This window comes from Reinekea thalattae (genome assembly GCF_008041945.1).
Classification (GTDB): Bacteria; Pseudomonadota; Gammaproteobacteria; order Pseudomonadales; family Natronospirillaceae; genus Reinekea; species Reinekea thalattae.
The window spans coordinates 1,538,645-1,565,446 of sequence record NZ_VKAD01000001.1 but is presented as its reverse complement, the minus strand read 5'-3'; the positions used below and the strand labels follow the sequence as shown (position 1 = coordinate 1,565,446).

Sequence of the window (26,802 nt, the reverse complement as noted above, 5' to 3'; positions counted from 1 at the left end):
CCTCGACTATTTAAATCGATTTAATAGTTGGTCAATATCGTTCAACGATGTTTCACCGTCATAGACAGTTGGTTTCAACAAAATAACCAGTTCGCTTTTGGTTTGTGCTTGACGATCTTGAGCAAAGAAAAAGCGAATACCAGGGATGTTTTGGAACCAAGGGAGTCCGGTTGAACTGATGTCTTTAGACTGCTGCAACAAACCACCGATGACGACAATCTGGCCGCTCTTAGCGCGAATAATGCTGTCGGACTCACGAATATTTGAGTAGGCCAACGGTAAGGAATAGTCTTCGCCGTCGAACTCCAGTGTTTTGGTTTGAGAGCTGACTTCAGTAACGGTTGGGCGCACGTGTAAGGTGACATTATCGTCCTGAGCAATTTGTGGTGTTACATCTAACGCGATACCAGAGAAGAACTGTTCCAACTCAATGGTCGGTGACACAGTTGTTGTTTCGTCATCGTCATCAAGCTCCGTTTCAACAGAGGTTACCGTGGCAAAGTATTCGTCGGCACCGACTTTGATAATCGCTTTTTGGTTGTTCATTGTTGATACGCGAGGGCTGGATAATACTTGAGCGTCACCCTGATATTCGAGTAGTTCAAGTACCGCGGTAAAGTCATCAATCGATAGGCTGAGGTTGAACACTCCGCCAACATCTTCAACGCCGTCTAGGCTGTCACCTAAAATGCCAGCACCAAAGCTACCATTGCTGAGTGCGCTGTTGTTAAGGAACGACCAGTCAATACCAGAGCTGTATTCTTGGTTCAGTACCACTTCAACAATTTTCGCTTCGATGATTACTTGCTTCTGCAAAATAAGTTGCGCATCGACTAAAAACTGAGCAATACGAACATGCTCTTGCGTTGTTGCGCTCACTACCAACAAGCCGGTTTGAGGGTTTACAACAATGGCTTTGCGTTCGTCAGTTTGGTCATCGATAAAGCCTTCGACAGACTTTTCAATGCCGGCCCAAAAACCATTGCTCTGTGATGATGCAGACGCCGAGAACGTTGTTGTTAGTGTGTTGCCATCATCGCCACCGATTTCGGTGGTTGCCAAACCTTGGCGATCAACGTTTAGGTAGTTAAGGCGATAAATTTTGGTAGTGACTTGGCTTGGGGTGACTCGGTAACCATAACTGGTTTTAGTGAAGTCATAACCATAACTGTCTTGCAGTGCGGCGATGATTTGGTCGAATGTCACGCGGCGTAACGACAGCGTAATGTTGTCGTTAACCAAAGGGTCGACCAAAATATTGATGTCTTGGGTTTTGCCTAGCTCATTAAAAAATTGTTTTGCAGGGCGATTACGAGCTTCGATATCGAGCTTGTCAGCAGTGTCGATAGCGCCGCCGGTTAAGATCAGTAAGTCCTGCGTTAACGAATCTGGAGTCTCAACACTGGTTGTTGTCGAGGTTGCAGATAGTTGTTGTTGAGTGCTTTGTAGCTCGCTCTCAAAATCCATCGGTTCAAAATTAACGCGCGCAGTCTCGACGGTAGTACAACCGAAGAGACTAACAGTGATGACCGTTACGAGTGTGGCTGAGCGGTTTGTTTTTTTCACGAATTACTCCTTGCCTGCAGGTGTTATTGATAAAGCACCGCGGCTTTTAATCTTCAAAGTCACTTCTCTGGTTCCTTGCTTCATGACTATATATTCCGGTTCAATTTGGACGACGGTATAACCGTTGATGCGCTGTCCAATAGTGCGTTCGCGGCCTCGAGTAAAAACGGCAACGCGATAATCACCAATAATTAAAATACTGCTTAATGTTGGTAGCGCAGGTGCGCTAACAACGGCTGTTGGTTTTTGCGTCGGCGTCACCGCAGGCTTGCCAGTGTCTGGACGCATCGGGTTGGCGCTGGATAGCTGCAATGTTAAACACAACAAACAGGCCACTACTGATATTAAAAAACGCCAAGCACGAGTACTGGTCGAGAAATTAAACACGCAACCACCTCTCATTTCGGCTCAGGGTATGAACCTGCAGTTTTATGTTCAGTGTTGGGAAGTTTTCTGTTTCGACAGAAAGGTTATCCCAAAACAAATCGGCATCTAGCGTCTCTATTTCTGTGAGGTATTGAGTGAGGCTTTCAAAGGTGCCTTCTAACTCGATCGCAATAGAATGCTGATAAAATAATCGCACGCCTGTTGACTGTGCTTCGACCGGAACAACAGGTAAGACTTCAAAACTTTTTAGTGCCAATTGATTTTCTTTTTCTAACAGCTGACGCAGCAGGCTGATCATTTGACCGGGTGAAATTAATGAGGTCTCGATGCTTTTGAATTTTTTTTCTATCGCTTCAATGCGCTCGGCTAATCGTTCATTGCTGCGGCGCAACGCCATCACGTTCGGGTTGTTTGTTGAAGCTTTTAAACTGGCAAGGGCGGTGTCATAGCTTACCGTTGCCTGTTGTTTTTGCGCTAAGTTAGCTTCTAATGCTGCAACCTGATTGAGTTTAAACAGCATGACAAGGCCATGACCTAAAGCAATGATCAGAATAAAACAGGCGAGCATAACCATTATCCGTTCACGGATATTCAGCCTGTCGATAGAAAGCCGTAACGAGTAAATTTTTTTATAAGGCATTAGTAACTTTCTTCCGAGTTTTCTGTGTTGTCGTCTTTCTGGTCGACAACCAATTGCCAAAGCGATGACTCGCCTAGCGCTGAGTTTGAATTTGCGGCGTTAGGTGCAAGCAGCTGTTCTAGATCAGAGTCATCTTCTTCCGAATTAGGATTAACGGTATTGCCAATGGAAAACATCCATAAGGATTGCTGTTCTGGGTGTTGGCGAACACTGAGCTGGTCGATACTCAAACCTTGGAATACGCTGTCTTTTAAGCCTTCAATGTAGGTGGCGATTAATTCAGGCGCACGAGCGTAGCCTTCGAGCCTATAGACGCGATAGCTGTCTTGCAGATAAATCTTATTCAGCCATAAGCCTTCGATATCGTGATCGGTTAAATAGCCTAGTGGCAGAGTAAAGCCTTCAACGGAGTCACCGCCAGAATAGCTTAACCCTAGATGGATATCTCGAGCCTGCTGTAAACGCTGAGAGTAAAGTTGATTTAATGCTTGCAGCTGCGCTTCATCACCCACGTTTGGATTATCTTTTTGGAATTTTCTCAATTGCGCCAAACTGTTTTCGGCTTGCTCACTCCAGTAGTCAATCTCATTTAAGGTTTGATGATAATTAATCAGGTTATAAGTAAACCAAAGAATGGCAGATATCACCGCCGCAGCGATGACTAATAAAAAGTGTTCCAGTTGCAGCGGGCCATAACCGGTGAGTTTTTGATTGCGCCAAAGGTTGACTTGGTGGGTCATGATAATGCCTCACGAAAAGCCGAGCCGATTAGATCAGCGTCTAAATCTGCAGCTTTCATTGCTGAGCTGCTGGATAGATGTAAATAGTCTGACGGGTCGACGAAGTTGCAACGCACGCCGAGTCTTGTTGCAAGCGATTCAACTAAATGCTGGTGATCTTTACGGCAGAGGATGTTTAATTCGGCAATGGCTCCCAAGCCTAATTGAGATTCGTAATAGTCAAACGAGCGCCGAATATCGAGTGCCAAGGATTCCAATTGGATGGCAGATTGCGCCTCTTCTTCGATAAATAGCTCGTTGCTACTGACTGGCTTTGGCAAGTCGTCGATGGCATCAAGGTCATTAATGCCGGAGTCGAAGGTTCTTGAAAGCACCATCTCGTCGTTGTAATTCAAAATAAGGTGCGACCGATTAGGCTCAATATGAAATAGGCCAGAGGTGCTATAGTTTTGCACTCGCAAACCGAAGTTTCTTAATTGAGTGATGGCAACATCGATAACCGGTACGCGAATGCCGACCTGAACTAAGGCCGACAACCACTGCTCCATTGGCGATTTCTGCATGGCGATAATAAATGCCATACGGGTTCGGCTGCGGTAGGCCTCTGGAGGTAACTGAATAATGTCAATTAATGCATCATCGATATCATAGCTGAGCAGTTCAGCAGCCTTTAATTCCATGGCAGAAGCCAGCTCGGTGCTTGGAACGTCCGGCATATCCGACAGTATGAGTTGGTAAAGGTCTTCAGCGATCAATAGGTTGAGTGTTGAGCTAACGTGCTGTTTTACCCAGCTCGCATACTGCGCAGCACTGTGCAGTGCATCGGCGGCCTGAATTGAAGCCAGTACTTTTATGTAAGGTAAACCACCGGTATAGGCACCATTTTCGAACAGTACTAGATTGTTAGCCTCAATTTTTAGCCAATATTGCTTTTTGGGGCGACGTTTAAAGGAGATATTCATGAATACAGTACTGCGCGATTTTATTGGGTTTTAGAGTATTTTAGCAGCTAATAGGTGTAAATATCTGAAAGTTAACATTTTTCTTTAAATGAGAACTGCGATACAGAATTCTTCATCTTAATGCTGCATGCGCTTAGTTATAGGGTTTTGTTAAGAAATATTACTAGCGCCAAAATAGTCTAGTTGACGCCAAGCCTCATAGCTAATAATTGCCACAGAATTTGATAAATTTAAACTGCGGTTCGACTCACGCATTGGTATTTTGATGCGTAAATCCGGTTCGATACTGGCCATAACGTCTGGATGTAAGCCATGTGTCTCAGCGCCAAACAATAAAACATCGGTTTCGGTATAGGCCACCGAGCTGTGACTGCGGGTGCCTTTGGTGGTACAGGCTAAAATACGTCGCCCCTGCATGGCTTGTTGAAAGCTCCAGTAGTCTTTATGCGTCGTAACATGGGCTAAGTCGTGGTAATCCAAACCGGCGCGGCGAACACTTTTGGCATCTAACTTAAACCCGAGAGGCTCAATAAGGTGTAGGTGGCAGCCGTTATTGGCCGCCAGACGGATTATATTGCCAGTGTTAGGTGCAATTTGAGGTTCAAATAGAGCGATATCAAACATAGATGTATTTCGACCATTAATAAAAAGTAAGTATAGGTGATTGGATTTTGATTTAGGTTTTGCTGTTGTCAAAACCACGAGTGTTATTCATCGTTTGGTTGGCACAAGGGCGGCAGCGTTACGCCAGTCAGCCCCATAGCGCCTTCAATCAACGGTCGCTTTAGTGTGCTGAGCGGGTTTAACCGCTTGAGCACCCGGTTGCGTAAGATAACAGCGGCAGTTGAATCGTTGCTGAATAACCGTTTGATGGTTTCCATGAGTCCGGCTACCGCAAGGTTATGACTTTGGCGTTGTCGTTGAAAGCGTCGCATCACTCGGCGGTCGGCGATATCTATCGATTTGCCTTTGGCCCATTGCCATTGTTCTGCCAGTGCCGCCACATCCAAAAAGCCAAGATTAACGCCCAACCCTGCCAGCGGGTGAATGGCGTGCGCGGAATCGCCAACAATGACTAAGCGATTGTTAAAATAGAGTTGCGCTTGCTGGGCCGACAACGGCTGTAGTTGGCGCTTGCTAACCGCCTCTACTTTGCCCAGTTGAGTTTCAAAGCTGTATTCCAGCTGCTGGCAAAATTGCTCATCACTCATGGCCAATAAAGCATCGGCTTGATCGGGCTGGGTAGACCAAACAATGGCCGACTGGTGCTCGTCTGGCAGTGGTAAAAAGGCCAGCGGCCCTGACTCTAAAAATACCTGCCGCGCACATTGCTGGTGAGCTTGCTGGTGGCGCACAGTGCAAACTACAGCACTGTGGTGATAGTTCCAGCGCCAGCTAGCAATGCCTGCCTGTTCGCGTAAAACCGATTGTTTGCCTTCGCAAGCGATCAGCTGCCTGCATGTCAGCGTTTCGCCGCTGTCTGTTGTCAGCCTTACCTGCTGCGCATCCTGATGCCATGACTCAATGCTGGTTGTGTACTTTAGGCTGATGAGCCGGTGCTGCTGTGCGATCTCAGTTAAGGCAGATAACAGCTGTTGGTTTTCGATAATGTGACCAAGATGCGTTTGGTGCGCATCGCTGGCATGAAAGGTTAAAGCGCCTTCGCCTAAGCGATCCCAAACATGCATTTGCTGGTAGGCACTCAGCCGATCATGTGGAATCTGTTGCCAAACTTTGAGGTTTTTTAGCAGCTGTTCACTGCTGTGGTTTATTGCGCTGACTCGGCTGTTGTAAGGCGTTGGGCCATTTAATTCGCGGCTTGGTTCAATCGCGGTGTTTTTTTCGATCACGGCGACTGTTAAGTCGAGTTTGGCCGCTGCAATTGCCAGCGCCAAACCGACCATGCCGCCACCGGAAATAACAAGGTCGTAATTGAAGGCGGGTTCAGTGTTGGCCGTCGATTTAGTATTGAAAGTCGTCATAAGCGTTAGGTTGTTCTCGTTAGCTTGAAATAGCTTGGTGGCGGATCTGATCCAGCGGTAAAGGCTGGTGTAAGCCCATACCTGCCAACGCCAAGCCTTTGCTGAAAATCGGGTGCCGATCAAGGCTGCTTAAGGCCAAATTTCGCCCCAGCTGAATGAGCGGTGCATTCGAGCCAAACAGTTGAATCAGCTGATGCGAAAAGCTAACCGTCTGCTGTTGGTCTTGCAGCATGAGCTGACTAAGTTGTTGGAATTGCTCGAACGCAGGTAAAGCCTGTTGCTCGCGGTAATGTTGGTTAATCAACGCGGCGACACGCGTTACACCTCGAATAGCGAGGTTAAAACCTTGCCCTGCAACTGGGTGTAGCGTCGCAGCAGTATTGCCAATCGCCATCAAATTATGAATGCATGGGCTGGTTAGGCTGCGTTGTATGAGTGGGTACTGTTGCCATTCCCCGATCTTCTCAATACCGCCGAGTCGATGCTTCAATTGCTGGTTCAGCCAGTCAATGGCATCTTCGTCATCTAACGCTAAGAGGTCGGCGCGATCGCTCGGCAATGTCCACACCAGTGCGCTGTAATCGCCAAACGGCAACAGTGCGATTGGCCCAGTGGCAGTGAAGCGTTCAAAGGCTTGGTGCTGATGAGCGTCGCGGGTTTTTACCGTAGCAATGCGAGCCACGGCATGAAAATCTTTTTGTTGGCTGTGAATGCCCAGATTGTGCGTCAGGCTGGAGCGGCCGCCATCGCATAAAACGACTTGCTGTGCGGTGATTTTTTCGCCGCTGTTGAGCGACAGCTGGTGGCCGTTTGGTAGCGGCAAAATGGCTTCAACTTCTTGTTCGAAGCGCCACTGCACTTTAAGGCCCGACACGGCCTGCCAAAGTGCATCGCCCAAAGACTCGTTACTGATAACGCCACCAAAACGTGGCAGCGACATCTGAGCGGCCTGCATGGTTAAATGCCCAATGTGGCCAGCATCGCTGACTTCAATTTCATGAATAGGGCTTATCGCCTGTTCAACAGACTCGATCCCCAAAGCTTTAAACACCGCTAAGGTTTGTTCGGCCAAGGCGGTTGCGCGTGAGTCAAAGCTAGGAGAACGCCCGCCTTGATTAGTTGGGCTCGGCATGGCCGCAGGCTCAATTAAAACCACGTTTAAGCCCGCCGCAATGCTCGGTGCTAACGCTTTGAGTAAGGTTAAGCCGGTCATGCCACCGCCTACAATGGCAAGATCAAATGGTTGCATAGTTCGTCTGTGATTCGCTTAAAAAGACATTGTTGATCAAAATAGTTAGATGAAGCATTAAATTTTGATAAAACCTAACGTTCAGATAGGCCCAAAAGAGTAACGGCAAGCACGGCCTGATGCCAGCTTAATTGGCCTTGGATTTCAACGCCCAAGGCAAATAGCTGAGCTTACGCCACAGCCATTCTAATGGCCCGGCGCGAAACGCCTTAAGCCAATAATGGCTAAACATTAGCTGCAACAGCCAAAGCGAGAACACAATAAGCCATTGCTGCCAGCGTTCTACCTGACCAAACAGCCCTAAGCCAATGCCATAAAACAGCAGCGCGCAAATCAGCGATTGCAAAATGTAATTCGATAACGCCATTCGGCCAAGGTTTGCCAGCAGTTTAAAACAACGCTTAGCCAAACCGCGCTGCATTAACCAAAGCAACAGATGAATATAACCGAGCGCAACAAAGATACTGCCAATGGCATTGAACTGGCCGCCCAATAAATAAGAATGGAAAAAGTCGAACTTGTGTTCAAAATTGAACCACAGGCCGTAGCCGACCAGACTAAAACCCAACGCAAAAAAACCAAGTGCCGAGTGGAGCAAAAAACGCCTCGCTCTGGTAAAAACGCCAACCTTATACAACGCCATACCGATCAGCATTAAAGCACTAACTCGCCAAACAAAAAGTAATAGCAGCGCCGTGGTTTGCATATACCAAGTAATCTGACTGCGCTGTTCAAATTGCGCCTGCCAAGAACCGCGATAGGCGTTAATCTCAGCAGTAATAGTTGCGTTATCCGGTGCCCAATCGTTGCTAAATGCCGCAAGTGTTGCGCTATCGAAAAGCGGTAAGGTCGCTTGTGAAATTAAGTTAGGTAGCATGCTAATGCCTAGCAACAGTATTGCAGTTATCATTAAACGCGATGCTGCCCAGTGACGCATTGAGTAAACCAGTAGGCCACAAACAGCGTAGCAAAATAAAATGTCGCCGTACCAAAGCAAGTAGCCGTGTGCTATTCCAAGCAGCATCAACCAAAACATACGGCTGGCATGGCGCGGAAAACTGTTTTCGCCACGCGCTTCTAACCGTTGGCAAAAAATCAACAGGCCCGCACCAAACAGCATGGCGAAAATCGCCATGAACTTGGCTTCAAAAAACACATGGCTCAGTAACCAAGCCAATTTATTGATGCCCGAAAAATCACCATACGCCGTTGGGTTAATGTACGCCGCCTGCGGCATCGAAAACGACTGAATGTTCATTGCTAAAATACCAAGCACAGCAAAACCGCGTAGGCTATCGAGCGCCGGTAAACGCTGAATGGTTTGTTGTGTTTCGTAGTTATTCATATCGGCGGCAGTTTTGTTATATAGGCTATCAAGTGTGCAGCAGCAAATTAGCTTTGGCAAACCGAGCTTATCTGTTCCGTTACTTGTTTGCACTGGCTCGTTAAACAGCTTTGTGCGCGCAGCATAAAATGCAAAATACTTAGCTTGATGTCGCGCCGCTATTCCGCTTAAATCCTTTTAAGTTCTATAAAAAGCAAGGATAGGCAGTGGCGGCTAATCAAAGGGTTACGGAGCAGGAAAGAAGCGAGTTACTGGAAGCGTTAAGTACATTAACCCAAGACGAAAGGCGCTTATTTTCTACCCGTTGTGCTTTACGGGTATTCCCTCTGTTAGCCATATATCAAGAAAATGAACGGCCTTTTAATTTTTGGGAAAAAGATCAGGTAAGCAAAAATTTTTTGGCGGTTTGGCATGCCAATGTATTGGTTCATTGTTGTGTGATTAGTTGTTACGAAAAAAATGTTAGTACATTAGCTGTTTATAACGCTGCCATTGTTGCTAGTGATGACGCTACTGACGCAGCCACTCATGCTGCAGCTGCAGCCGCCAATGCCATTCATGCCGAGACTTACGCCGCCAATACTACTGTTGCCACCATCTATGCTGCTGGCGCGGCCTATGCTGCTGGCCTTCCCTTTTTCCCTAATGTTAAAGAAGTGATGTTAAGCGATTTAGCCCTATTAAAAGAAAGTGGCGTGCAAGCCTTAATTGACACCCCGCTTTGGCAACAGACCAATGCTGAGTTTATTGCTTGGTTGCAAGGCGATGTAAAAAAAGCATTTGAATACCAAGCGAATGAAGAGAAAGCCAAGAATGGGAACGGTGGTGATTCTGGTGCTGAGCGCATTTTAGAGAATATCTGGCCGATCTATTGGTCTATTTTTAATGGGCAGGCGAGCGAGAAGGATTTAAAAAATACGCTGGAGCAGCTTGAGCAATATTTTGATGAACAGAATAATGAGCCGGTTGCTGCTATCGATATTTCTGAGACTCTAGCCAATATTGGCGGCAGCGACCAAACTGAAAATCAAACAGAAGAAACAGACGCAGAAATAAAAAAACACCATCCTGGCTATAACCACAATGGCCACCAAGCCGCGAAAGAAGATGCGCTTAATCGCCAGCGTTTGGCCGATAGCCTCGGTGCTTTATTATCTGACCCAGCAAATACCCAGCACCAAACCATTGGTTTGTTAGGACATTGGGGCATCGGTAAATCGACTCTGATTCATCTGTTAAAAGCATCGCTTAATAAAAAAGAAAATACAGCCAACAAAGGCAGGCATGAAAACGGCAAGAAAACCGAATTCTTGTTTGCCGAATTTAATGCTTGGGAATACGAACACACCGATAACCTGCAAGCGGGCATCGCCCAAGAGATGATCAAAACCCTATCTAGCCCAGAACCAACGCTTAGTTTTAGGCAAAAGTTCTGCTGGGGTTTATGGAGGCGGCCTTCCCTTATTCTGCGCTTTGCTTGGAGTATACATGGCTATAAATTATTGCAGCCTGTTTTATGGTTTTTAGCTGGCTTGTTACCATTTGTGTTTTCCTATCTATTTCCGGATGTTACTGCCAAAGTATTCAGGACTGATGAATCTGAGTTTACGACTGCGCTGCCTTATGTATGGTTTATGGGTTTGCTTTATCCTACATGGCAAAGTATCAAAACCGTATTCGCTGGGCCTTTGGCGAAGGAACTGCTTACCTATTTAAAATTACCAAACTATGGTGAGCATTTGGGCACCATCCCCATTATGCGCGAGCACATTAAAAAACTTACCAAGGTTCGGCTAAAGCCAAACCAACGAGTGCTGTATGTGGTGGACGATCTGGATCGCTGCGACCCAAAAAGCATTGTTAAAATTATGGAAGCGGTGCGCATGGTGTTGGATATCGACAATGTCGTAGTGGTCATCGCAGTAGATCAACGCATCGCTTTGGCTGCATTGGCGCTGCACTACAAAGAACTTGCTGCCGAGCATTACCAAAAAAGCCCACAGATAATCGCTCGCGATTACCTCTCTAAAATTATTCATTTGCCAATTGTATTAACAGAACCTGATGAATCATCCGTAGCTGGCTATTTAGAATACATGTGGAACCATACTGGAACAGAAGAAGCTTCTTACCCTCTTAGCGATGCGAATACAGAGCAGGCTGAAAACGAGCAAGAACGAGAGTTAAATGTTCCTGATGAATCAAGCGATATAAAAAATTTCGACCAGCCAGAAAACTTAGAAAAACTAGGAAGTTTAGGCGACATAGAAAGCCCAGAAAATTTAAAAAATCAAGCAAGTAACCAAAGCTTACGCCAGCCAGAAAACTCAGAGAATAAAGCAAGCCCAAAACCAGAGCCAACTATTAAACAGGTAGAAGGATTAAGTGCAGAACAAAAGGCAGCCTTTTTTCATTGGGTAAAACATTTTGAGCTTTCCAATCCTCGCCAACTAAAACGTTTAAACAATAGCTATCAGTTTTTGCGTAACTATTATGGTGAAGATCAGTTTACAGAACTTTTTGATCACCACGAATTTCCAATGCTGGTTACGCTGTGCGCGTTGGAATACTTAAACAACCTTAATGACCTTGAGCTTGGAAGCAAGCTCAGAGCGCAGCTTGGAAACCAAACATCGAATGTGGGCGAAGATAAGATCACGATGCAAGTACGAAGATTAAGTAAAATGAAATTGGCAAATACCACTATGGCGAAGGCAATAGAACCCTTTGTATTGCCCGGTATTGAAGCTTCTAGCGAGCCTAGTGAATCTTAAAAGGAAAATACTTACAGGTTCGATCTAGTTGTAACTATCTTCTTGCATGCCTTCTACATGCAGTATGCCGTCTATATCAACTACGATTGGGCTCTGTCGTTTAATAGGCTCGATAAATTCGGTATCAAATTTAATGTGTTGTAAGTTGAGTTTTTCGACATTGCTTTTAATTGAGGGGAATTTTTTGATCAATAAATTTACTGAGTTTTGCAAAGATTCTGAATCGTCAGAAAAATCACTGAAGATATAAAGAACAGTGTCGTCGGTGAATCTTCTTAATGTCTGGTAAAACGGATGATTTATTGAAGCCGGGCTTCCCAGTAAATCTTCTTTTTTAAAAGAGTATTGATACAGCAATTTATTATATCGCAGTGACGGGGTGTATCTAAATAAAACTTCTTCATTTGAAATGCCGTAGATGCTGGCGTCTAATTTGATTATCTGACTTTCTTTTTCGATTAGAGATGCGATCTCATCATCGGTTACTGGCTGTGCATATATTATGTATAGGTTTGATCTAGTGCCATTATGTGTTTCTAGATGTAATGGGACGTTACGTGACATTAACGTCAGTCGATCTTCTTGCTCAGATTTCATTTGAATAGTTACAGTCGCAGCTGATGAATGATCATTTAAAACGGATTCGAGTGCGTTGGCTTCAGATAACTTATTCTCGGTAGTAAAGTAAAGCGTTGGCGGTCGTGTTTTTAGTATTAGGTTATTGGTGTCATTTGTGAGTATTGGCAAGCCAGTAAAAGAGTTTTCAATAAAGGTTAGTTTTTCTCGGTATTTCTCAATAGCAGAATCTATATGCGCCGCCGTTTCTCGGTATTCAGTTAGCCTTTTAATATTGGCTTCTTGTTGTTTAGACTCCTTCATTTCGTTATTTGTATATACGCTGTGTTCTCTCCCCCTAACGTCAGTATATTTTTTTGATGTATAACCATTTGATAATAAAAAAGGGTCTGCTAATAAAAATAATATCGGTGCTGAAATAGTGGCTGTTGTTGCAAGGCGGTTGAATATTTTTTTATAATTTTTTTGTTTTTCTGTATCGCCATTAAATTGGTGTGTTAAATGTGAAATGGTGTTTTCAATATAGATGACAATGATTAGCGGCTGCATAGCAATAAAAGCAACACTGACTGTAGAGAATTTTTCGAGATTAGTTACAAAAGCTAATGCAATGAAGTCGACTATTGCGGCGATTACTGGCCACTTTAAAAATAACACAATGTTTTTTATTTTCGTTGTGATGGTCATGGCCGAGTTTTTCCTAAAGATTAGTGGTGTTATATATCTAAGATTTTAACTATTTATAAAAATAGTTATGAGTATTGAAGGTTTATAGGAGTCGATGTGTTTTACACACCAAATCATAAGAATCGTCGATCCAGCCTTTAATGAGTTCATTGTCTAGCTCGGTAGAAAGGTCGACAGTGTTCCAATGTTTTTTATTCATGTGGTAGCCGGGCGTCACCTCGGAAAAGGAGTCGCGCAAAATCATGGCTTCTTGCGGGTCGCATTTCAGGTTGATCGAAAGCGGTTCGCTAAGGCGCAGTAAGGCAAACATTTTACCGCCAACTTTATACACCAGCGTGCCTTCACCAAAGGGTGTTTCTTCGCTTGCGCCGAGTTTGTTTTGGCAGGTTTGTCGCCAATATTGAATATCGTCGCTGAATGTTGTCATTGTAAGCCGCCTTTGGTTATTGCTTTTTTTGATGATTTTATTTCGATTTTTTAAGCCTGACTTACTTTGCTTTTTTAGATAAGTTTCAGCCTTTAGCTTATCGCCTAAGCAAGCGGAACCAACGTGAAAAATTTAGCAGCCCGAACATGGCTTGCGCAACATAAGTCAGTGCGCAGGCGAGCAATACACGATTGACGGTTGATAAGTCTTGTTCAGAAACATAGTTGCCGTCTTTTAAAATCGGTAAGGCGCGGCCAAACGAGGCATCGAATTCAACTGGCAGTGTCACCAAATGAATAATGGTACTTAGCAGCATGGTACCGACTAATAGCAAAATTAATAAGCGCGCTAGGATGCCTAGGCCAGGAATGGCGATGACTATGGGTAATGCGATAACTGCGATGTTAGCAAAACGCTGAGCAACGTCAGCAAAAATAGCTAGCTGATAACGCAGTAATAACGAGCCGTATTGTCTGGCGTGTTGCAGTGCGTGACCAAATTCGTGCGTTGCAGTGGCGACGGCGGTAATGCTTTTTTTATTCATCACCGCTTCGCTTAAACGAATGGTTTTGGTGCTTGGGTCGTAATGATCGCCAGCTTTGGTGAGTTCTAATTTTACATCATCCAGCTGGAAGCGTTTAATGAGATGTTCGGCCAACTCGCCACCGGTGCCGTCTAAATCGTCGCGTTCATTGCTGTGTTTAGCGAGTACGTGCTTTACCCAAAGGCTTGGGCCAAGCAGGGCAATTAAAAAAATTACGATTAAAATAATAATCATCGATTGCCCTCCAAGTTTGATCGGTAACGGTTAACTATTTTTCGCCAGTCGCTGACGAATGGCAGATAAAATACCTTCTGGGCTCAGCCCTATTTCTGCTTTCATTCGTTCTGGTTTGGCTTGGTTGATGTATTCATCTGGCAGGCCAAGTTGCAGTAGGCGACAGCTAATATCGTGCTTGTTTAAAACTTCACTGACTGCGCTGCCTGCGCCGCCCATGATGCTGTTTTCTTCCACTGTGACGATCAGCTGATGATTTTTCGCTGCCGTTAAAATGGCCTGCTCATCAATCGGTTTAATAAAGCGCATGTTAACCAGCGTTGCGTTGAGCGTTGTTGCGGCTAATCGGCTGGCTTCGACCATGCTGCCAAAGGCTAAAATGGCGACGTCGTTACCCTGCTGGCAAACTTCGGCTTGGCCGATAGTGAGCGTGTCTAAGTTAGGCTCTACAGCAACACCTGTGCCGCTGCCGCGTGGGTAGCGTACCGCGGCTGGGCCTGCATATTGGTAACCGGTAGAAAGCATTTGCCGACATTCGGCTTCATCTTTCGGGGCCATTAATACTAGGTTTGGAATGCAGCGTAAAAAGGTGAGGTCAAAACTTCCGGCGTGTGTTGGGCCGTCTTCACCCACTAAACCAGCTCGGTCGATGGCAAACAGTACATCTAAATTTTGCAGAGCAACGTCGTGTATTAATTGGTCGTAGGCGCGTTGCAAAAAGGTCGAATAGATAGCGACAACCGGTTTTTTACCACAGCAGGCCATACCAGCAGCAACGGTGACGGCATGTTGTTCGGCAATGGCGACATCGTGGTAACGCGAATTAAAGCGTTTAGAAAATTCGACCATGTCCGAGCCTTCGCGCATGGCTGGCGTAATGCCGTGCAGTCGCTCGTCGGCTTGTGCCATGTCGCACAGCCATTGACCAAAAACGTTTGAGTAGGTGGCTGGTTTTTTAACGCTCTTATCGAGATTTTTTTGCGGCTCAATTTTAGTAATGGCGTGGTATTTGGTCGGCGCTTGTTCGGCGGGTAAAAAGCCTTTGCCTTTTTGCGTTGCCACGTGCAAAAGTTGAGGGCCTTTAAAGGTTTTTAAGTTTTTAAAGGTTAAGGCTAAATCGATAACTTCGTGACCATCAACAGGGCCTACATAGTTAAAGCCAAGCTCTTCAAATAGTGTTCCCGGAGCCACCATCCCCTTCATGTGCTCTTCGGCTTTGCGAGCAAATTCTAAAACCGGCGGTACGCGCTTAAGGACTTTTTTGCTGTTTTCGCGCAGATGAGAATAGGTTTTAGAGGCAAAGACGCGTGAGAATGCGCGATTTAACGCACCGACGTTTTCTGATATCGACATGTCGTTATCGTTTAATACTACCAATAGATTGGCACCATCGTGGCCAGTATGGTTGAGCGCTTCAAATGCCATGCCTGCGGTAATGGCGCCGTCGCCAATGACAGCGATGCTTTGGCTGTTGTCGCCATCTTGGCGCTTGGCAATAGCCATGCCTAATGCTGCTGAAATCGAAGTGCTGGAGTGACCAACGCCAAAGCTGTCGTAAGGGCTTTCATCGCGATGCGGAAAGGCGTGCAAGCCACCTTCTTGACGAATGGTTGGCAGCTGTTCGCGGCGGCCAGTGAGAATTTTGTGCGGGTAAGCCTGATGGCCAACATCCCAAATGAGCGATTGCTCGGGCGTGTCATAAACATAATGCAAAGCGATGGTGAGTTCGACCACACCTAAGCCAGCACCGAAGTGACCACCTGATTGGCCAACGCTATACAGTAGGTATTCTCGTAATTCATTGGCCAGTTGTGGCAGCTGCTGCAGACTGAGTTGCTTGAGCTGTGCAGGGCTATTTACCTGATCGAGCAGCGGGGTGTTGGGCCGAGTGGCGGGAATGTGGTCAAAAACCTTCATGTAAATACCTGATACCAAAAAATAGCCTCTGCTGGGCGCACCAATCAGAGCGGGCCGCTAGTGTAACGAATTTGCCGGCCAAATGAGTAAATTTGTTAGTGATCTCGTTCGATCACGTAATCGGCCAGTTGCCAAAGAATGCTGCTCTCGTCTAGATCGATTGCTTGCAGCGCTTTGATCGCCAATTGATGCTGTTGTTTGGCTTTTAGCTGCGCCTCTGGCAAGCCTAACAAACTGACGTAGGTCGATTTTTCTGCCGCCTGATCGCTGCCTTTAGGCTTGCCGAGCACATCGGTCGAGCCGGTGACATCGAGAATGTCGTCAGTAATTTGAAACGCCAGACCGATCGCTTGGCCGTATAGATCCAGAGCTTCAATAAGAGCTGCATCTGCGTTTGCTTGACCATAAGCGCCCAGCTTAAGCGCTGCTTGAATCAACGCGCCTGTTTTCAGCGAATGTAAATTAGCCAGCTGTGTTAGATCGAGGGTTTTATCTTCAGATTGTAAGTCGATCATCTGGCCTGCAACCATGCCACTTGCACCGCAAGCAGAAGCTAGGGTTTGTATCATTTTACGCGCTTGGGCGTCGTTTAGATCTTGGCTGTTAGCCAATAGAGCAAAGGCTTCGGCCTGTAAGGCATCGCCGGCTAAAATGGCGGTCGCTTCGTTAAATTTTTTGTGGCTGGTTGGCTTGCCTCGACGCAGGTCATCGTTATCCATGGCCGGTAAATCATCGTGAATAAGGCTATAAACGTGGATCATTTCCAGCGCGCACGCCGGGGTTAGCCATTGATTGACGTCAGCACCGGCGATTTCACCGGCGGCACGCACCAACGCCGGTCGCAAACGTTTACCGCCATCGAGTAACGAATAATGAATGGCTTCGGTTAGTTGGCGATTACCCGAGTCAGTAAAGCTATTTGCTAGGGCCGTTTCGAGTTGGCTGCGAGTGCCGGTTAAAAAGGTATCGAGTGTCATTCGTCGGCCAGGTCTTCAAAGTCTTGTAATGACTCTTGGTTATCTTTAGACATTAGGATTTGAACTTTTTGTTCGGCCTTAGCTAAGGATTCTTGGCATGATCGAGTCAGGGCGATGCCCTGTTCGAACTGCTTCAGAGATTCATCTAATGAGAGTTCACCTGATTCGAGTTGGTTGACGATGGCCTCTAGTGAAGCAAGGTTTTCTTCAAATGGAGCAGTTTTTTGGCTCGCCATAAGGGTTCCTATTTGATCTGTAAGGCTGTAAAACAGTGGTTTATTATGACTGTTTTGTATGTAAATAACGGTTAATAAATTATCTGTTAGGCCGATAGCTCATCTAGATAGGCAGTTAATCGTTGGTCTTTTCTCTTAGCATCTATTACTTTTAATGCCTAAGCAAAGCGGCAAGCTAGGGAACCACGGCCAATAAAGGCAGTCATTATAGAGGCTTGTGCCAGTAAATTTCATCCATGAAAAGCCAGTTCACGGAAAAGTTTAGGCTTTTGTTGCTAGGCTTTACGTTAATTAGGTTGCGAGTATTGAATAATCAGAGGAGGTATTCGTGGATTTAGCAATGATCGTCGGGATTATCGGCGCGACGGCTATGGTTATCATAGCCATGATACTGGGTGGTAGTATTACCATTTATATCAACATCCCATCAGTACTCATTGTGTTTGGTGGCAGCGCCTTTGTGGCTTTATCGAAATTTACCTTAGAGCAGTTTTTAAACGTCGGTAAAGTAGTTGGTAAGGCCTTTTCTTTCTCTTTAGTCAAGCCAGAAGATCTAATCGGTGAAATTGTTGAGCTAGCAGATTCTGCTCGTAAAGGTGGTTTACTTTCATTAGAAGGTAAAGAAACCAGCGCTGATTTCTTATCTCGAGGCATCCAACTGTTGGTGGATGGCCATGACCCAGAAGTAGTAAAGCTGCTGTTGAATAAAGATATGCGCATGACTTCTGACCGACACAATGAGTGTACAAAGTTCTTTGGTGCACTAGCGGATGTAGGCCCGGCGATGGGCATGATCGGTACGCTGATTGGTCTGGTAGGTATGTTGGCAAATATGGATGATCCAAAAACCATTGGTCCAGCGATGGCTGTGGCACTATTAACGACACTTTACGGATCTTTTTTGGCGAACGTAGTGGCGTTCCCAATTGCAGATAAATTGTCTGTTCGTACCAAAGAAGAAGAAATTATTCAGAAGATGTGTATCGATGGCTTGTTGGCCATTCAAGCAGGTCAAAACCCTCGTGTAATCGAATCTCTACTGCGCAGCTACTTGCCTGCAACGATGCGAGAGAGCGTATAAGTCAGTTTGCACTTATAAGCTCGTTTAACCGAGGCCGCTACCGATAAGCCGGTCTTGCCTGTGAATGATACGGGCGGCAATCGGCATATCAGTACCATGTGTGATCAGTATTAAGAGCAGAGTATGGACGAAGAAGAAGACGACAACTGCCCCGAATGTGTTCCCGGATTACCGGCATGGATGGGCACCTTTTCAGATTTGATGGCACTGTTGATGTGCTTTTTTATCTTGCTGCTGTCTTTCTCCGAAATGGACGCACTAAAGTTTAAGCGTTTGGCAGGTTCATTGCGCCAAGCCTTTGGTGTGCAGGCAGAATTAGAACTGCAGCAGGTGCCAAAAGGCACCAGTATCATCGCTAAAGAATTTAGCCCAGCCAAACCAGAGCCGACACCGCTGAATGTGATTCGCCAAGACACAATGCCTCAGGTGAAAGACACGCTCGAAGTGATGTGCCAAGACACCTTTACCATGCAAGAAACTCAGCAGGGTGATACTGGGCAATTGACTCGGCAGATTATTGTGCCGGATGAAACTCAGCAAGAGCAGCTCGATGAGCAGGCGCAACGTATTGGTGAGGCCTTGTCTGAACCGATTGCCGATGGTCTGTTGCAGGTCGAAACGCTCGACGACACCATTATTATTCGTATCAAAGAGCAGAGTTTTGGTGCCGGAAGTGATTATGTTGCTGATGAGTTTTTGCCGATTCTGGATATTATTCGCGACCTATTAGTGACAACGCCGGGTGATATTTATGTCGAAGGTCACACCGATAGCTTGCCAATATCGACAGCGCGATTCCGCAATAACTGGATGCTCAGTTCTGCTCGTGCTTTGGCTGTTGCCGAGTACCTGTTTATCGCTCCAGAAATGGATGAGAATCGCTTTACCGTTGTCGGTCACGGTTCCAGTCAACCGATGGCAGATAATACTACTGCGGCTGGCCGGTTAGAGAATCGACGCGTTGAAATTGTGATTAAAAAGCCAAACCCTAACTTCCCAAGTTATGAGGTAGAGCCTGAGCCAGAAGAATTGGTTGATCCGGGTGATACATCGTTATTTGAATTAGATCCGGAAGAAATTTTTTAATTTCCTGCGCCGCTGCTTGAAGCGGACCGGATTTTCATCTTAACTAGGTTGGCTTTTATAAAAAGCCAACCTGATGTCAAAAATTTACCTGATGTAAAAAATTTCATAGTAGGTTCGGAGAACTCTAGAAGATATGTAGAAACTCAGACACTCAATAATAACTAAAAAAATAAGAGACCAAGATGAAAACAATAACAACAACTTGGCGAAACTCAGCCTTTGCAATGCTGGTTGTCATTAATGGCGTGCAAGCTCAAGAGATGATTCGTAACGGTCAGTTTAATGGCCATACCGACGGCTGGTGGTACAGCGGTGCCGAGGTTGTCGCCCAAGATAACCAAGCCTGTATTGATATTCAAAACCCGGGTACAGACCCTTGGAGTGTTATCTTAGGCCATGGCGGCGTTGGTTTGGCGCAGTCAGAAAGCTATCAACTCAGCTTCGATGCTTATGCCGAGAGCGAAACCCAATTTAAAACACTGATACAGCACGAAGGCCCGCCCTATACCCATCACTTTATTGTCGATACTGAGGTCGGTCCGAGTAAAAAACACTACCAATATGATTTTACTCAGACAAATGACAGCGATGCTCGGGCAGAATTTCAATTTCAACTGGGTGCGCAAAATACTGGCCGTATTTGCGTTAGTAATGTTTCGTTAATAGGAAATCCCTACATGGAAAGCGTCACTATCTCCCCCATTCGGGCCAACCAATTGGGCTTTTTGCCGCAAGCAAATAAATACATCTATGTTCAGTCGGAGCAAACGCAGCCACTTGATTGGACCTTGGTTGATCAAAATGGCGTCAATATCGATGCCGGCAAAACCCAATATTTAGGTGTAAATAAAGCATCCGCTGAGCAGCTGCATCGGGTTGATTTGTCGCACTATAGCGTGCCGCTAACGCAGCTGGTTTTGAAAGTAGGCGAGCATGAAAGTTTTGCGTTTGATATTCGTGACTCGATTTATCATTCATTAAAGTACGATGCGCTAAGTTATTTTTATCAGAATCGCAGCGGTATCGACATTAAAGCTGATTTTGTTCAGCGTCCGGATCTCGCTCGACCAGCAGGACACTTACCAGACATCGCACGTTGTTTTGATCAGAAAGATGCTTGGGGGAATTCGTGGCCGGGTTGTGATTTAACAATGGATGTGACCGGCGGTTGGTATGATGCTGGCGATCACGGCAAGTATGTTGTTAACAGTGGTATCACAGTTTGGACGCTATTGAATCTTTATGAGCGAGGCCAGTGGTTAGAAAACGCAAAAATCCCCTTTGCCGAAGGCGGCGTTAAGATTCCAGAGGCGGGCAATGGCGTTAACCCGTTATTGTCAGAAGTGCGTTGGAATGTCGAATTTATGCTTGCCATGCAAATACCCAGTGGGCAAAAATTGTTTGTGCCTAAAGGCGATCAGTCGGCTGATAAAACTTTACGCTTAAGTGAAATTGACGCATCAGACATGGTCTTCCATAAGGTTGCCGACGGTGAATGGACTGGCGCTCCGCTGGCACCTCATGAAGATACTCAATCGCGATATGTTGGCCAACCAAGTACAGCAGCAACGTTAAACTTAGCGGCTATTTCGGCTCAGTGCGCGCGTATATGGAAGGACATCGACGCTGAGTTTTCTGCGCGTTGTTTGTCTGCTGCAGAGCGCGCGTGGCAAGCGGCGAATCGCCATCCGGATGTGTTCGCGTACGATAATTTTACCGGCTCAGGCCCTTACGATGATGTTCAGCTGGACGATGAATTTTATTGGGCAGCAACCGAGCTGTTTATTACTACTGCCGACTCCGCCTATCTAAAAGCGATGCGCGCTTCGCGTTACTTCTTAATGACGCCGTCTGGCAAGGACGATGCAGATTCCGATATGTTCTGGCAGTTTACCGCACCAATGGCAACATTGAGTTTGGCTGTGGTAGAGAACGCACTGCCGCAATCAGAGATCAATCAGGCACGAAAAAACCTATTAAAAACTGCCGAAGCCTATTTAACTCAAAGTCAACAAGAGGGCTACGACATTCCCTTTACCGTCGAGCAGTACCCTTGGGGTTCTAATTCTAGCATCGCTAACCGAGCGTTATTTTTGGTGTACGCGCACGATTTCACCAAACGGTTAGAGTTTATTAAGGCAGCAGCTAACAGCATGGATTATTTGCTGGGCGCGAACCCGATGAATATTTCATACATCACCGGTTACGGTGCTCACGCAGCAGAGCAACCACACCACCGCTTTTGGGCAAACAGCGTTGATGAAAATTATCCAAAGCCAGCCCCCGGAGCATTAATTGGCGGCCCTAACTCCATTAGCTTTAGCGACCCAGTTGCCGGTGCCATGAAAGGAAACTGTGTTGGTCAAACCTGCTATGTCGATAACATGCATGCCTGGACGATGAATGAAATAACCATTAACTGGAATGCACCATTGGTATGGCTGGCCTCTGCTTTGGATGAAGGCCAGTTAGATTAGTCAGTAAATATTGAGCGGATCGGCCCGTTCAAAAAATTACTTTAGCCGTTTAAAAAAGCGCCAAACCTTGGCGCTTTTTTTTGCTCATCTGGTCGGTTGGTTATTGCTCAGCCTTGAATAGAAGTTGTTCAAATAACTGCTTTAAAAAAACTGTGGCTCGCTAATTGCAAATTTAAATCAGCGAGATCGGCGCGCTGCCTGTTCAACGCAGTAATAGCGGATCAGCCTGAACTGTAAAAGGCTTGGCCGTTCCAAAATGGTGCATTAGAATGCATCAATTAAATGCATGAGTCATGACGGTGCGGGCGATCAAGAACGTGCTTTAACGTCAAAACGTAAAGCACATATCCTGTTTACTGTTTAATCACCAATTCAGAGAGTCGACGAATAATACAATGAGTGATGAAAAATACGTTCAGTTTATCAAAGTAAAAAAGAGCTACGATCAACGCAATCTCGTTGTACAGGAATTTAATCTCGATATTCGCAAAGGTGAATTTGTGACGTTACTTGGCCCTTCAGGGTCGGGCAAGACAACCTGCTTAATGATGCTGGCAGGTTTCGAAGATGTCACCAGAGGTGAAATTTTAGTGGATGGCAAGCCCATTACTAATGTCGCACCCTATGATAGAAACATCGGTATGGTGTTTCAGCATTATGCTTTATTCCCTCACATGACGGTGGCAGAAAACCTAGCCTACCCGCTAAAAGTTCGTAAGCTGCCTGCTGCTGAAGTAGAACGTCGCGTTGCCGACTCGCTCGAATTGGTAGAGCTTGGCGATTTTGGTAACCGTTACCCAGCACAGTTATCTGGTGGTCAGCGTCAGCGAGTTGCCTTGGCTCGATCGTTAATTTTTGAACCGTCGATTGTATTGATGGATGAGCCACTTGGCGCATTGGATAAAAACTTGCGCGAACAGATGCAATTTGAAATTAAACGATTGCATGAAAAAATTGGTTTTACGGCTATTTATGTTACTCATGACCAAACCGAAGCACTGACTATGTCAGATCGGATTGCGGTATTTAATAACGGCGTGGTTCAGCAGTGTGCCAGTCCAGATACGCTTTACGAATCGCCGAGCAACGTTTTTGTGGCTGACTTTATTGGCGAAAATAATCATATTCCAGCCAAGGTCAAAGAGCCGAATGGCGATTACTTTGATTTAGTTTTAAGTGACGATACTCGTGTGCGAGCAATTTCGTCAGATGAATTGAAAACCGGCCAGTCTTGCATACTGACAGTGCGTCCAGAAAACCTATTTATTGCAGAACCGGGCGAAGAAACCGAAAACAGCTTAAAGGCGTTTTTCATTACTCGGCTTTATGTTGGCGACTTTATTCGTTACTTCTTTAAGTTAAGTGATGACACCGAAGTCATGGTGAAAATCCTTAATGATCATCAGGCACCTAGCTTTAAAGCCGGTGAAAAAATTAATTTAACTTGGGCTGCTACCGCAGGCCTTGCGCTTGAAAATAACGTTTAGACCGAAAAATAATTTACCCGTAACAATTAACATCAATGACCAGAAAGGAACCAGTATGATAAGTAAACAGACATCAGCCTTGCTACTCGCAGGTACTCTTATTTCCGGCATGAGTTCTTTCACACATGCAGAACAGTTCACAGCCGTTTCTTTTGGCGGTTCTTACGGTGAAACTCAGCAAAAATATATGCTTGACCCTTTTATGGAAGAGACTGGCCATAAAATTCTTTTCGAAAACTACTCAGGTGGTATTGCAGAATTAAAAGCTCAAGTCGAAAGCGGTAATGTGCTTTGGGATGTGATCGATGTTGAAGTAATTGATTTAGAACGCGCCTGTTCTGAAGGCTTGTTAGAAACCTTCCCAATGGACACGCTACCAGCCGGTGATGACGGCACACCAGCGTCTGAAGATTTTGCAGGTGAAGCGTTAGCCAACGAATGTGGTGTTGGCACCATTGTTTGGACCGTTTTGTTTGCATACAACAACGACACCATCGAAGGCGGTAAGCCGATGACGGTGATGGACCTTTTTGATACCGAAACCTTCCCAGGCAAGCGTGCCTTGCGTAAGCGTCCACAAGTGAATATGGAGTGGGCACTACTCGCTGATGGCGTTGCTAAAGAAGATGTTTACGACGTGCTAGAAACAGAAGAAGGCCAACAGCGCGCCTTTGCAAAACTAGATTCAATGAAAGATGACATCATCTGGTTCGACTCTTGGTCGCAAGCGCCACAACTGCTAAACGATGGTGGTGCGGTTATGGTTCAGGCAGCGAATGGTCGTATTTTTGATGCTATTCAATCTGAAGGTAAGCCGTTTGAAATGGTTTGGGACGGACACCTATATGACTTAGACGTTTGGGCTGTCGTTAAAGGTACTAAACATAAAGAAGTCGCAGAAGAGTTCATTCGTTTTGCTACCAGCTCTAAGCCATTAGCAGGTATGCCTGACATTGCTTATGGTCCAACTCGTCAATCATCTTATGCGTATGTTGATAAAGACGTGATCCCAATGTTGCCATCGGCTCACCTTGATGAAGGTATCAAGGCGTCAAGCATCTTTTGGGCTGACTATGGTGAGTCTTTAGGCGAGAAATTCAACGAATGGTTGTTAAAATAATCAACAGTTGAACTCGTTGATAAGATCGTAATGCTTGGCTTTTCTCTTGGTTAACATCGAGAGAAAAGCCAATATTTTTTGTTAGGAGATTACTATGTCAGCCTATCTCAGTATTGATGAGATAAAGCAGAGCCAACGTCAATTAAGGCTTAAAAAAATTAAGTTACTGGCCTTTACCTTGCCACTATTAATTTTTATCTTGCTGGCATTTGTTGCCCCGATTGGAACCATGCTGTATCGCAGTGTTTATCACCCAACGGTGGCGCAATTAATTCCCAATACCTTAGCGCAAATGCAATCTTGGCAGGCGACAACTGAACAGTTGCCACCTAAAGACGTGCTAACGGTTTTTAGTGTTGAATTAAAAGAATTAGCCGAATCACGAAACTCGGGCAAGTTAGCGGAAGAGTTAAACCGTGCTGTGCCGGGTTCCTCCAGTTTAATTAAATCGACGGCACGAAAGCTAGGTCGATTAAGTATAGAAGAGTTAGAAGCCGGACAAGGCGACCCGCTCTTAGATAGCCATAAAAAATGGCATAACCCTGAGTTGTGGGTAGCGATGAAATCGCTCGGTGGCGTCTGGACTGAACGTTACTATTTAACCGCACTCGATTTAGAAAAAAGCGTCGACGGTAAAATCGCCGCGCGTGACACTCAAATTTATTTAAAGCTTTATTGGCGCAGTTTGCGAATCGCCTTGACCATTACCTTGCTGACAGCGCTGCTTGCGTTCCCGCTGTCGTATTACTTAGCGCATTGCAGTTCTAAAAAAGCGAACCTGCTAATGGTGTTTGTACTGTTACCCTTTTGGACTTCGCTATTAGTACGAACAACTTCGTGGATTGCGCTACTGCAAACCAATGGTGTCGTTAACAGTACCTTGCAGGCGATTGGCTTAATTAATGAGCCGTTAGAGTTGCTCTATACCGAGTTTGCGACGGTGTTAGCTATGACGCATATTTTACTGCCCTTTATGGTGCTGCCACTTTACAGCGTCATGAAAAACATTGACCCCAGTTATTTTAGAGCGGCGTTATCTTTAGGCGCCAGACCGATGCCAGCCTTCGCGAAAGTGTATTTCCCGATGACCTTGCCCGGTTTAAGTGCCGGAGCACTGTTGGTGTTTATTATTTCAATTGGTTACTACATTACACCTGCTTTGGTCGGTGGAACGGACGGCCAGATGATCAGTAATATCATTGCCTTCCATATGCAGTCTTCTAACAATTGGGAGTTGGCTGCAGCATTGGGCAGCTTGCTACTTATTTTAATTATTGCGCTTTATTGGTTGTACGATCGCTTTGTTGGTGTCAGCAATTTGAAGTTGGGCTGATCAACAAGTTGTAAAAATAGTCGCACATAATAAGAGCCAGAAAATTCAGTAATGGATTTTACAGTTAGGCTTAAAGAGCATTAAAGAACCACGACAGTTAAATTAGACGAGATAAAATATATGCCTCGCTTTCCGAGTTACTACACACCATTACAAAAATTAGGCGCATTGAGTCTAACAGGCAGTGCCTATTTAGTTTTGGCATTTTTAATGTTGCCGATTTTAGTGATTGTGCCGCTATCGTTTAATGCTGAGCCATTTTTTACTTTTACCGATGGCATGCTGGCGCTGGACCCAGAAGCCTATTCGTTAAAGTGGTATCAACAAATTTTAACCGATGATAAATGGCTGCTCGCAATTAAAAACAGTTTTATTATTGGTATTTTTGCAACGTTGATAGCGACAACGCTAGGCACTTTGGCAGCCATTGGTATGAGCAATTCTGACATGCCTTTCCAGCGATTAATTATGGCGATGCTGCTTTCACCGATGATCGTTCCATTGATTATCACCGCGGCTGGGATGTTCTTTTTTTATACCCAGTTTAATCTGGTGGGTAATTACTTAGGTGTGATTATCGCCCATGCGGCTTTGGGTACACCCTTTGTGATTATTACCGTTAATGCGGCCTTAGCTGGGTTCGATTATTCGTTAGTGAATGCTTCTTTAGGCATGGGCGCAAAGCCGGTTTATACATTCTTTAAAGTCATTATGCCGTTGATTCGCCCGGGTGTAATTTCTGGTGCGTTGTTTGCGTTTGTGACTTCGTTTGATGAAGTGGTGGTGGTGTTGTTTTTAGCTGGGCCGGAACAGCGAACCATTCCACGGCAAATGTTCTCGGGTTTACGTGAAGAGATTAACCCGACAATTTTAGCTGTTGCTACGTTGTTAGTTGTGGTGTCAGTCTTGTTATTGTTAACCATTGAATATTTACGAGCACGATCAGAAAAAACTCGGCTTGGTTCTACTGCATAG

The 26,802-nt window shown here is 45.5% G+C and carries 23 protein-coding genes; 8 read left to right on the top strand and 15 right to left on the bottom strand.

Going from position 1 to position 26,802, the window contains the following annotated elements; translation table 11 throughout:
- Positions 1-6 precede the first annotated feature (6 nt).
- The 9 genes from mshL to FME95_RS07105 all read right to left on the bottom strand — a co-directional run bounded on the left by mshL (position 7) and on the right by FME95_RS07105 (position 8,871).
- Positions 7-1,566, bottom strand: coding sequence for a pilus (MSHA type) biogenesis protein MshL (gene mshL / locus FME95_RS07145; protein WP_147713701.1), 1,560 nt, complete (start codon positions 1,564-1,566; stop codon positions 7-9).
- Between the two features lie 3 nt (positions 1,567-1,569).
- Complete coding sequence (locus FME95_RS07140) at positions 1,570-1,953, bottom strand: hypothetical protein (RefSeq protein ID WP_147713700.1); 384 nt, start codon at positions 1,951-1,953, stop codon at positions 1,570-1,572.
- Entirely contained in the window at positions 1,946-2,593 is a 648-nt protein-coding gene (locus FME95_RS07135; protein WP_147713699.1) for a hypothetical protein, read from the bottom strand. Before FME95_RS07135 ends, FME95_RS07140 begins: the two co-directional genes overlap by 8 nt.
- Positions 2,593-3,333, bottom strand: coding sequence for a hypothetical protein (locus FME95_RS07130; RefSeq protein WP_147713698.1), 741 nt, complete (start codon positions 3,331-3,333; stop codon positions 2,593-2,595). The genes FME95_RS07135 and FME95_RS07130 overlap by 1 nt, the downstream gene beginning before the upstream one ends.
- Positions 3,330-4,295: a hypothetical protein gene (locus tag FME95_RS07125; RefSeq protein WP_147713697.1), complete on the bottom strand. Its 966-nt coding sequence runs from the start codon at positions 4,293-4,295 to the stop codon at positions 3,330-3,332. The genes FME95_RS07130 and FME95_RS07125 overlap by 4 nt, the downstream gene beginning before the upstream one ends.
- 150 nt (positions 4,296-4,445) lie before the next feature.
- The gene (locus FME95_RS07120) at positions 4,446-4,919 is read right to left on the bottom strand and encodes a tRNA (cytidine(34)-2'-O)-methyltransferase (RefSeq protein ID WP_147713696.1); all 474 of its coding nucleotides are present in this window, start codon (positions 4,917-4,919) and stop codon (positions 4,446-4,448) included.
- An 83-nt stretch (positions 4,920-5,002) separates the two neighbouring features.
- On the bottom strand, positions 5,003-6,277 hold the full coding sequence (locus FME95_RS07115) for a UbiH/UbiF/VisC/COQ6 family ubiquinone biosynthesis hydroxylase (protein ID WP_147713695.1): 1,275 nt from the start codon (positions 6,275-6,277) through the stop codon (positions 5,003-5,005).
- Between the two features lie 19 nt (positions 6,278-6,296).
- Positions 6,297-7,526 carry an FAD-dependent monooxygenase gene (locus FME95_RS07110; protein ID WP_147713694.1) on the bottom strand — a complete coding sequence of 410 codons (1,230 nt, stop codon included), beginning with the start codon at positions 7,524-7,526 and terminating at the stop codon, positions 6,297-6,299.
- A gap of 127 nt (positions 7,527-7,653) precedes the next feature.
- A complete protein-coding gene (locus FME95_RS07105) occupies positions 7,654-8,871 on the bottom strand; it encodes a DUF418 domain-containing protein (protein ID WP_147713693.1) in 1,218 nt (405 codons plus the stop codon).
- A gap of 206 nt (positions 8,872-9,077) precedes the next feature.
- Here FME95_RS07105 and FME95_RS07100 point away from each other — a divergent pair, with 206 nt between their 5' ends.
- Positions 9,078-11,645: a KAP family P-loop NTPase fold protein gene (locus FME95_RS07100; protein ID WP_147713692.1), complete on the top strand. Its 2,568-nt coding sequence runs from the start codon at positions 9,078-9,080 to the stop codon at positions 11,643-11,645.
- Positions 11,646-11,669: 24 nt separating this feature from the next.
- On the opposite strand, the gene FME95_RS07095 is transcribed toward FME95_RS07100, so the two are convergent.
- The 6 genes from FME95_RS07095 to FME95_RS07070 form a co-directional block, all read right to left on the bottom strand.
- Complete coding sequence (locus FME95_RS07095) at positions 11,670-12,908, bottom strand: hypothetical protein (RefSeq protein WP_147713691.1); 1,239 nt, start codon at positions 12,906-12,908, stop codon at positions 11,670-11,672.
- 82 nt (positions 12,909-12,990) lie between these two features.
- Positions 12,991-13,335 carry an MmcQ/YjbR family DNA-binding protein gene (locus FME95_RS07090; RefSeq protein WP_147713690.1) on the bottom strand — a complete coding sequence of 115 codons (345 nt, stop codon included), beginning with the start codon at positions 13,333-13,335 and terminating at the stop codon, positions 12,991-12,993.
- A 97-nt stretch (positions 13,336-13,432) separates the two neighbouring features.
- Positions 13,433-14,113 (bottom strand): zinc metallopeptidase, encoded by a 681-nt coding sequence (locus FME95_RS07085; RefSeq protein WP_147713689.1) that lies wholly within the window; start codon positions 14,111-14,113, stop codon positions 13,433-13,435.
- A gap of 30 nt (positions 14,114-14,143) precedes the next feature.
- A complete protein-coding gene (gene dxs / locus FME95_RS07080) occupies positions 14,144-16,030 on the bottom strand; it encodes a 1-deoxy-D-xylulose-5-phosphate synthase (RefSeq protein WP_147713688.1) in 1,887 nt (628 codons plus the stop codon).
- A gap of 95 nt (positions 16,031-16,125) precedes the next feature.
- Entirely contained in the window at positions 16,126-17,007 is an 882-nt protein-coding gene (locus FME95_RS07075; RefSeq protein WP_147713687.1) for a polyprenyl synthetase family protein, read from the bottom strand.
- Entirely contained in the window at positions 17,004-17,243 is a 240-nt protein-coding gene (locus FME95_RS07070) for an exodeoxyribonuclease VII small subunit (protein ID WP_147713686.1), read from the bottom strand. The genes FME95_RS07075 and FME95_RS07070 overlap by 4 nt, the downstream gene beginning before the upstream one ends.
- A gap of 328 nt (positions 17,244-17,571) precedes the next feature.
- Between FME95_RS07070 and pomA the strand changes: the two genes are divergently transcribed.
- The 7 genes from pomA to FME95_RS07035 all read left to right on the top strand — a co-directional run bounded on the left by pomA (position 17,572) and on the right by FME95_RS07035 (position 26,802).
- Entirely contained in the window at positions 17,572-18,324 is a 753-nt protein-coding gene (pomA, locus tag FME95_RS07065; RefSeq protein ID WP_147713685.1) for a flagellar motor protein PomA, read from the top strand.
- A 123-nt stretch (positions 18,325-18,447) separates the two neighbouring features.
- Positions 18,448-19,410 (top strand): flagellar motor protein MotB, encoded by a 963-nt coding sequence (locus FME95_RS07060; RefSeq protein ID WP_147713684.1) that lies wholly within the window; start codon positions 18,448-18,450, stop codon positions 19,408-19,410.
- 182 nt (positions 19,411-19,592) lie between these two features.
- Positions 19,593-21,887 carry a glycoside hydrolase family 9 protein gene (locus FME95_RS07055; protein ID WP_222709918.1) on the top strand — a complete coding sequence of 765 codons (2,295 nt, stop codon included), beginning with the start codon at positions 19,593-19,595 and terminating at the stop codon, positions 21,885-21,887.
- A gap of 395 nt (positions 21,888-22,282) precedes the next feature.
- Positions 22,283-23,374 (top strand): ABC transporter ATP-binding protein, encoded by a 1,092-nt coding sequence (locus FME95_RS07050; protein ID WP_147713683.1) that lies wholly within the window; start codon positions 22,283-22,285, stop codon positions 23,372-23,374.
- A 55-nt stretch (positions 23,375-23,429) separates the two neighbouring features.
- Entirely contained in the window at positions 23,430-24,494 is a 1,065-nt protein-coding gene (locus FME95_RS07045; protein ID WP_147713682.1) for an ABC transporter substrate-binding protein, read from the top strand.
- Between the two features lie 94 nt (positions 24,495-24,588).
- The gene (locus FME95_RS07040; RefSeq protein ID WP_147713681.1) at positions 24,589-25,827 is read left to right on the top strand and encodes an ABC transporter permease; all 1,239 of its coding nucleotides are present in this window, start codon (positions 24,589-24,591) and stop codon (positions 25,825-25,827) included.
- 120 nt (positions 25,828-25,947) lie between these two features.
- Complete coding sequence (locus tag FME95_RS07035; RefSeq protein ID WP_147713680.1) at positions 25,948-26,802, top strand: ABC transporter permease; 855 nt, start codon at positions 25,948-25,950, stop codon at positions 26,800-26,802.

What these genes read in the sequence shown, in the direction of transcription:
- FME95_RS07135 (WP_147713699.1), bottom strand. Translation starts at nt 2,593, where the DNA reads ATGCCTTATAAAAAAATTTACTCGTTACGGCTTTCTATCGACAGGCTG.
- FME95_RS07130 (WP_147713698.1), bottom strand. Translation starts at nt 3,333, where the DNA reads ATGACCCACCAAGTCAACCTTTGGCGCAATCAAAAACTCACCGGTTAT.
- FME95_RS07125 (WP_147713697.1), bottom strand. Translation starts at nt 4,295, where the DNA reads ATGAATATCTCCTTTAAACGTCGCCCCAAAAAGCAATATTGGCTAAAA.
- FME95_RS07120 (WP_147713696.1), bottom strand. Translation starts at nt 4,919, where the DNA reads ATGTTTGATATCGCTCTATTTGAACCTCAAATTGCACCTAACACTGGC.
- FME95_RS07115 (WP_147713695.1), bottom strand. Translation starts at nt 6,277, where the DNA reads ATGACGACTTTCAATACTAAATCGACGGCCAACACTGAACCCGCCTTC.
- FME95_RS07110 (WP_147713694.1), bottom strand. Translation starts at nt 7,526, where the DNA reads ATGCAACCATTTGATCTTGCCATTGTAGGCGGTGGCATGACCGGCTTA.
- FME95_RS07105 (WP_147713693.1), bottom strand. Translation starts at nt 8,871, where the DNA reads ATGAATAACTACGAAACACAACAAACCATTCAGCGTTTACCGGCGCTC.
- FME95_RS07095 (WP_147713691.1), bottom strand. Translation starts at nt 12,908, where the DNA reads ATGACCATCACAACGAAAATAAAAAACATTGTGTTATTTTTAAAGTGG.
- FME95_RS07090 (WP_147713690.1), bottom strand. Translation starts at nt 13,335, where the DNA reads ATGACAACATTCAGCGACGATATTCAATATTGGCGACAAACCTGCCAA.
- FME95_RS07085 (WP_147713689.1), bottom strand. Translation starts at nt 14,113, where the DNA reads ATGATTATTATTTTAATCGTAATTTTTTTAATTGCCCTGCTTGGCCCA.
- dxs (WP_147713688.1), bottom strand. Translation starts at nt 16,030, where the DNA reads ATGAAGGTTTTTGACCACATTCCCGCCACTCGGCCCAACACCCCGCTG.
- FME95_RS07075 (WP_147713687.1), bottom strand. Translation starts at nt 17,007, where the DNA reads ATGACACTCGATACCTTTTTAACCGGCACTCGCAGCCAACTCGAAACG.
- FME95_RS07070 (WP_147713686.1), bottom strand. Translation starts at nt 17,243, where the DNA reads ATGGCGAGCCAAAAAACTGCTCCATTTGAAGAAAACCTTGCTTCACTA.
- FME95_RS07060 (WP_147713684.1), top strand. Translation starts at nt 18,448, where the DNA reads ATGGACGAAGAAGAAGACGACAACTGCCCCGAATGTGTTCCCGGATTA.
- FME95_RS07055 (WP_222709918.1), top strand. Translation starts at nt 19,593, where the DNA reads ATGAAAACAATAACAACAACTTGGCGAAACTCAGCCTTTGCAATGCTG.
- FME95_RS07050 (WP_147713683.1), top strand. Translation starts at nt 22,283, where the DNA reads ATGAGTGATGAAAAATACGTTCAGTTTATCAAAGTAAAAAAGAGCTAC.
- FME95_RS07045 (WP_147713682.1), top strand. Translation starts at nt 23,430, where the DNA reads ATGATAAGTAAACAGACATCAGCCTTGCTACTCGCAGGTACTCTTATT.
- FME95_RS07040 (WP_147713681.1), top strand. Translation starts at nt 24,589, where the DNA reads ATGTCAGCCTATCTCAGTATTGATGAGATAAAGCAGAGCCAACGTCAA.
- FME95_RS07035 (WP_147713680.1), top strand. Translation starts at nt 25,948, where the DNA reads ATGCCTCGCTTTCCGAGTTACTACACACCATTACAAAAATTAGGCGCA.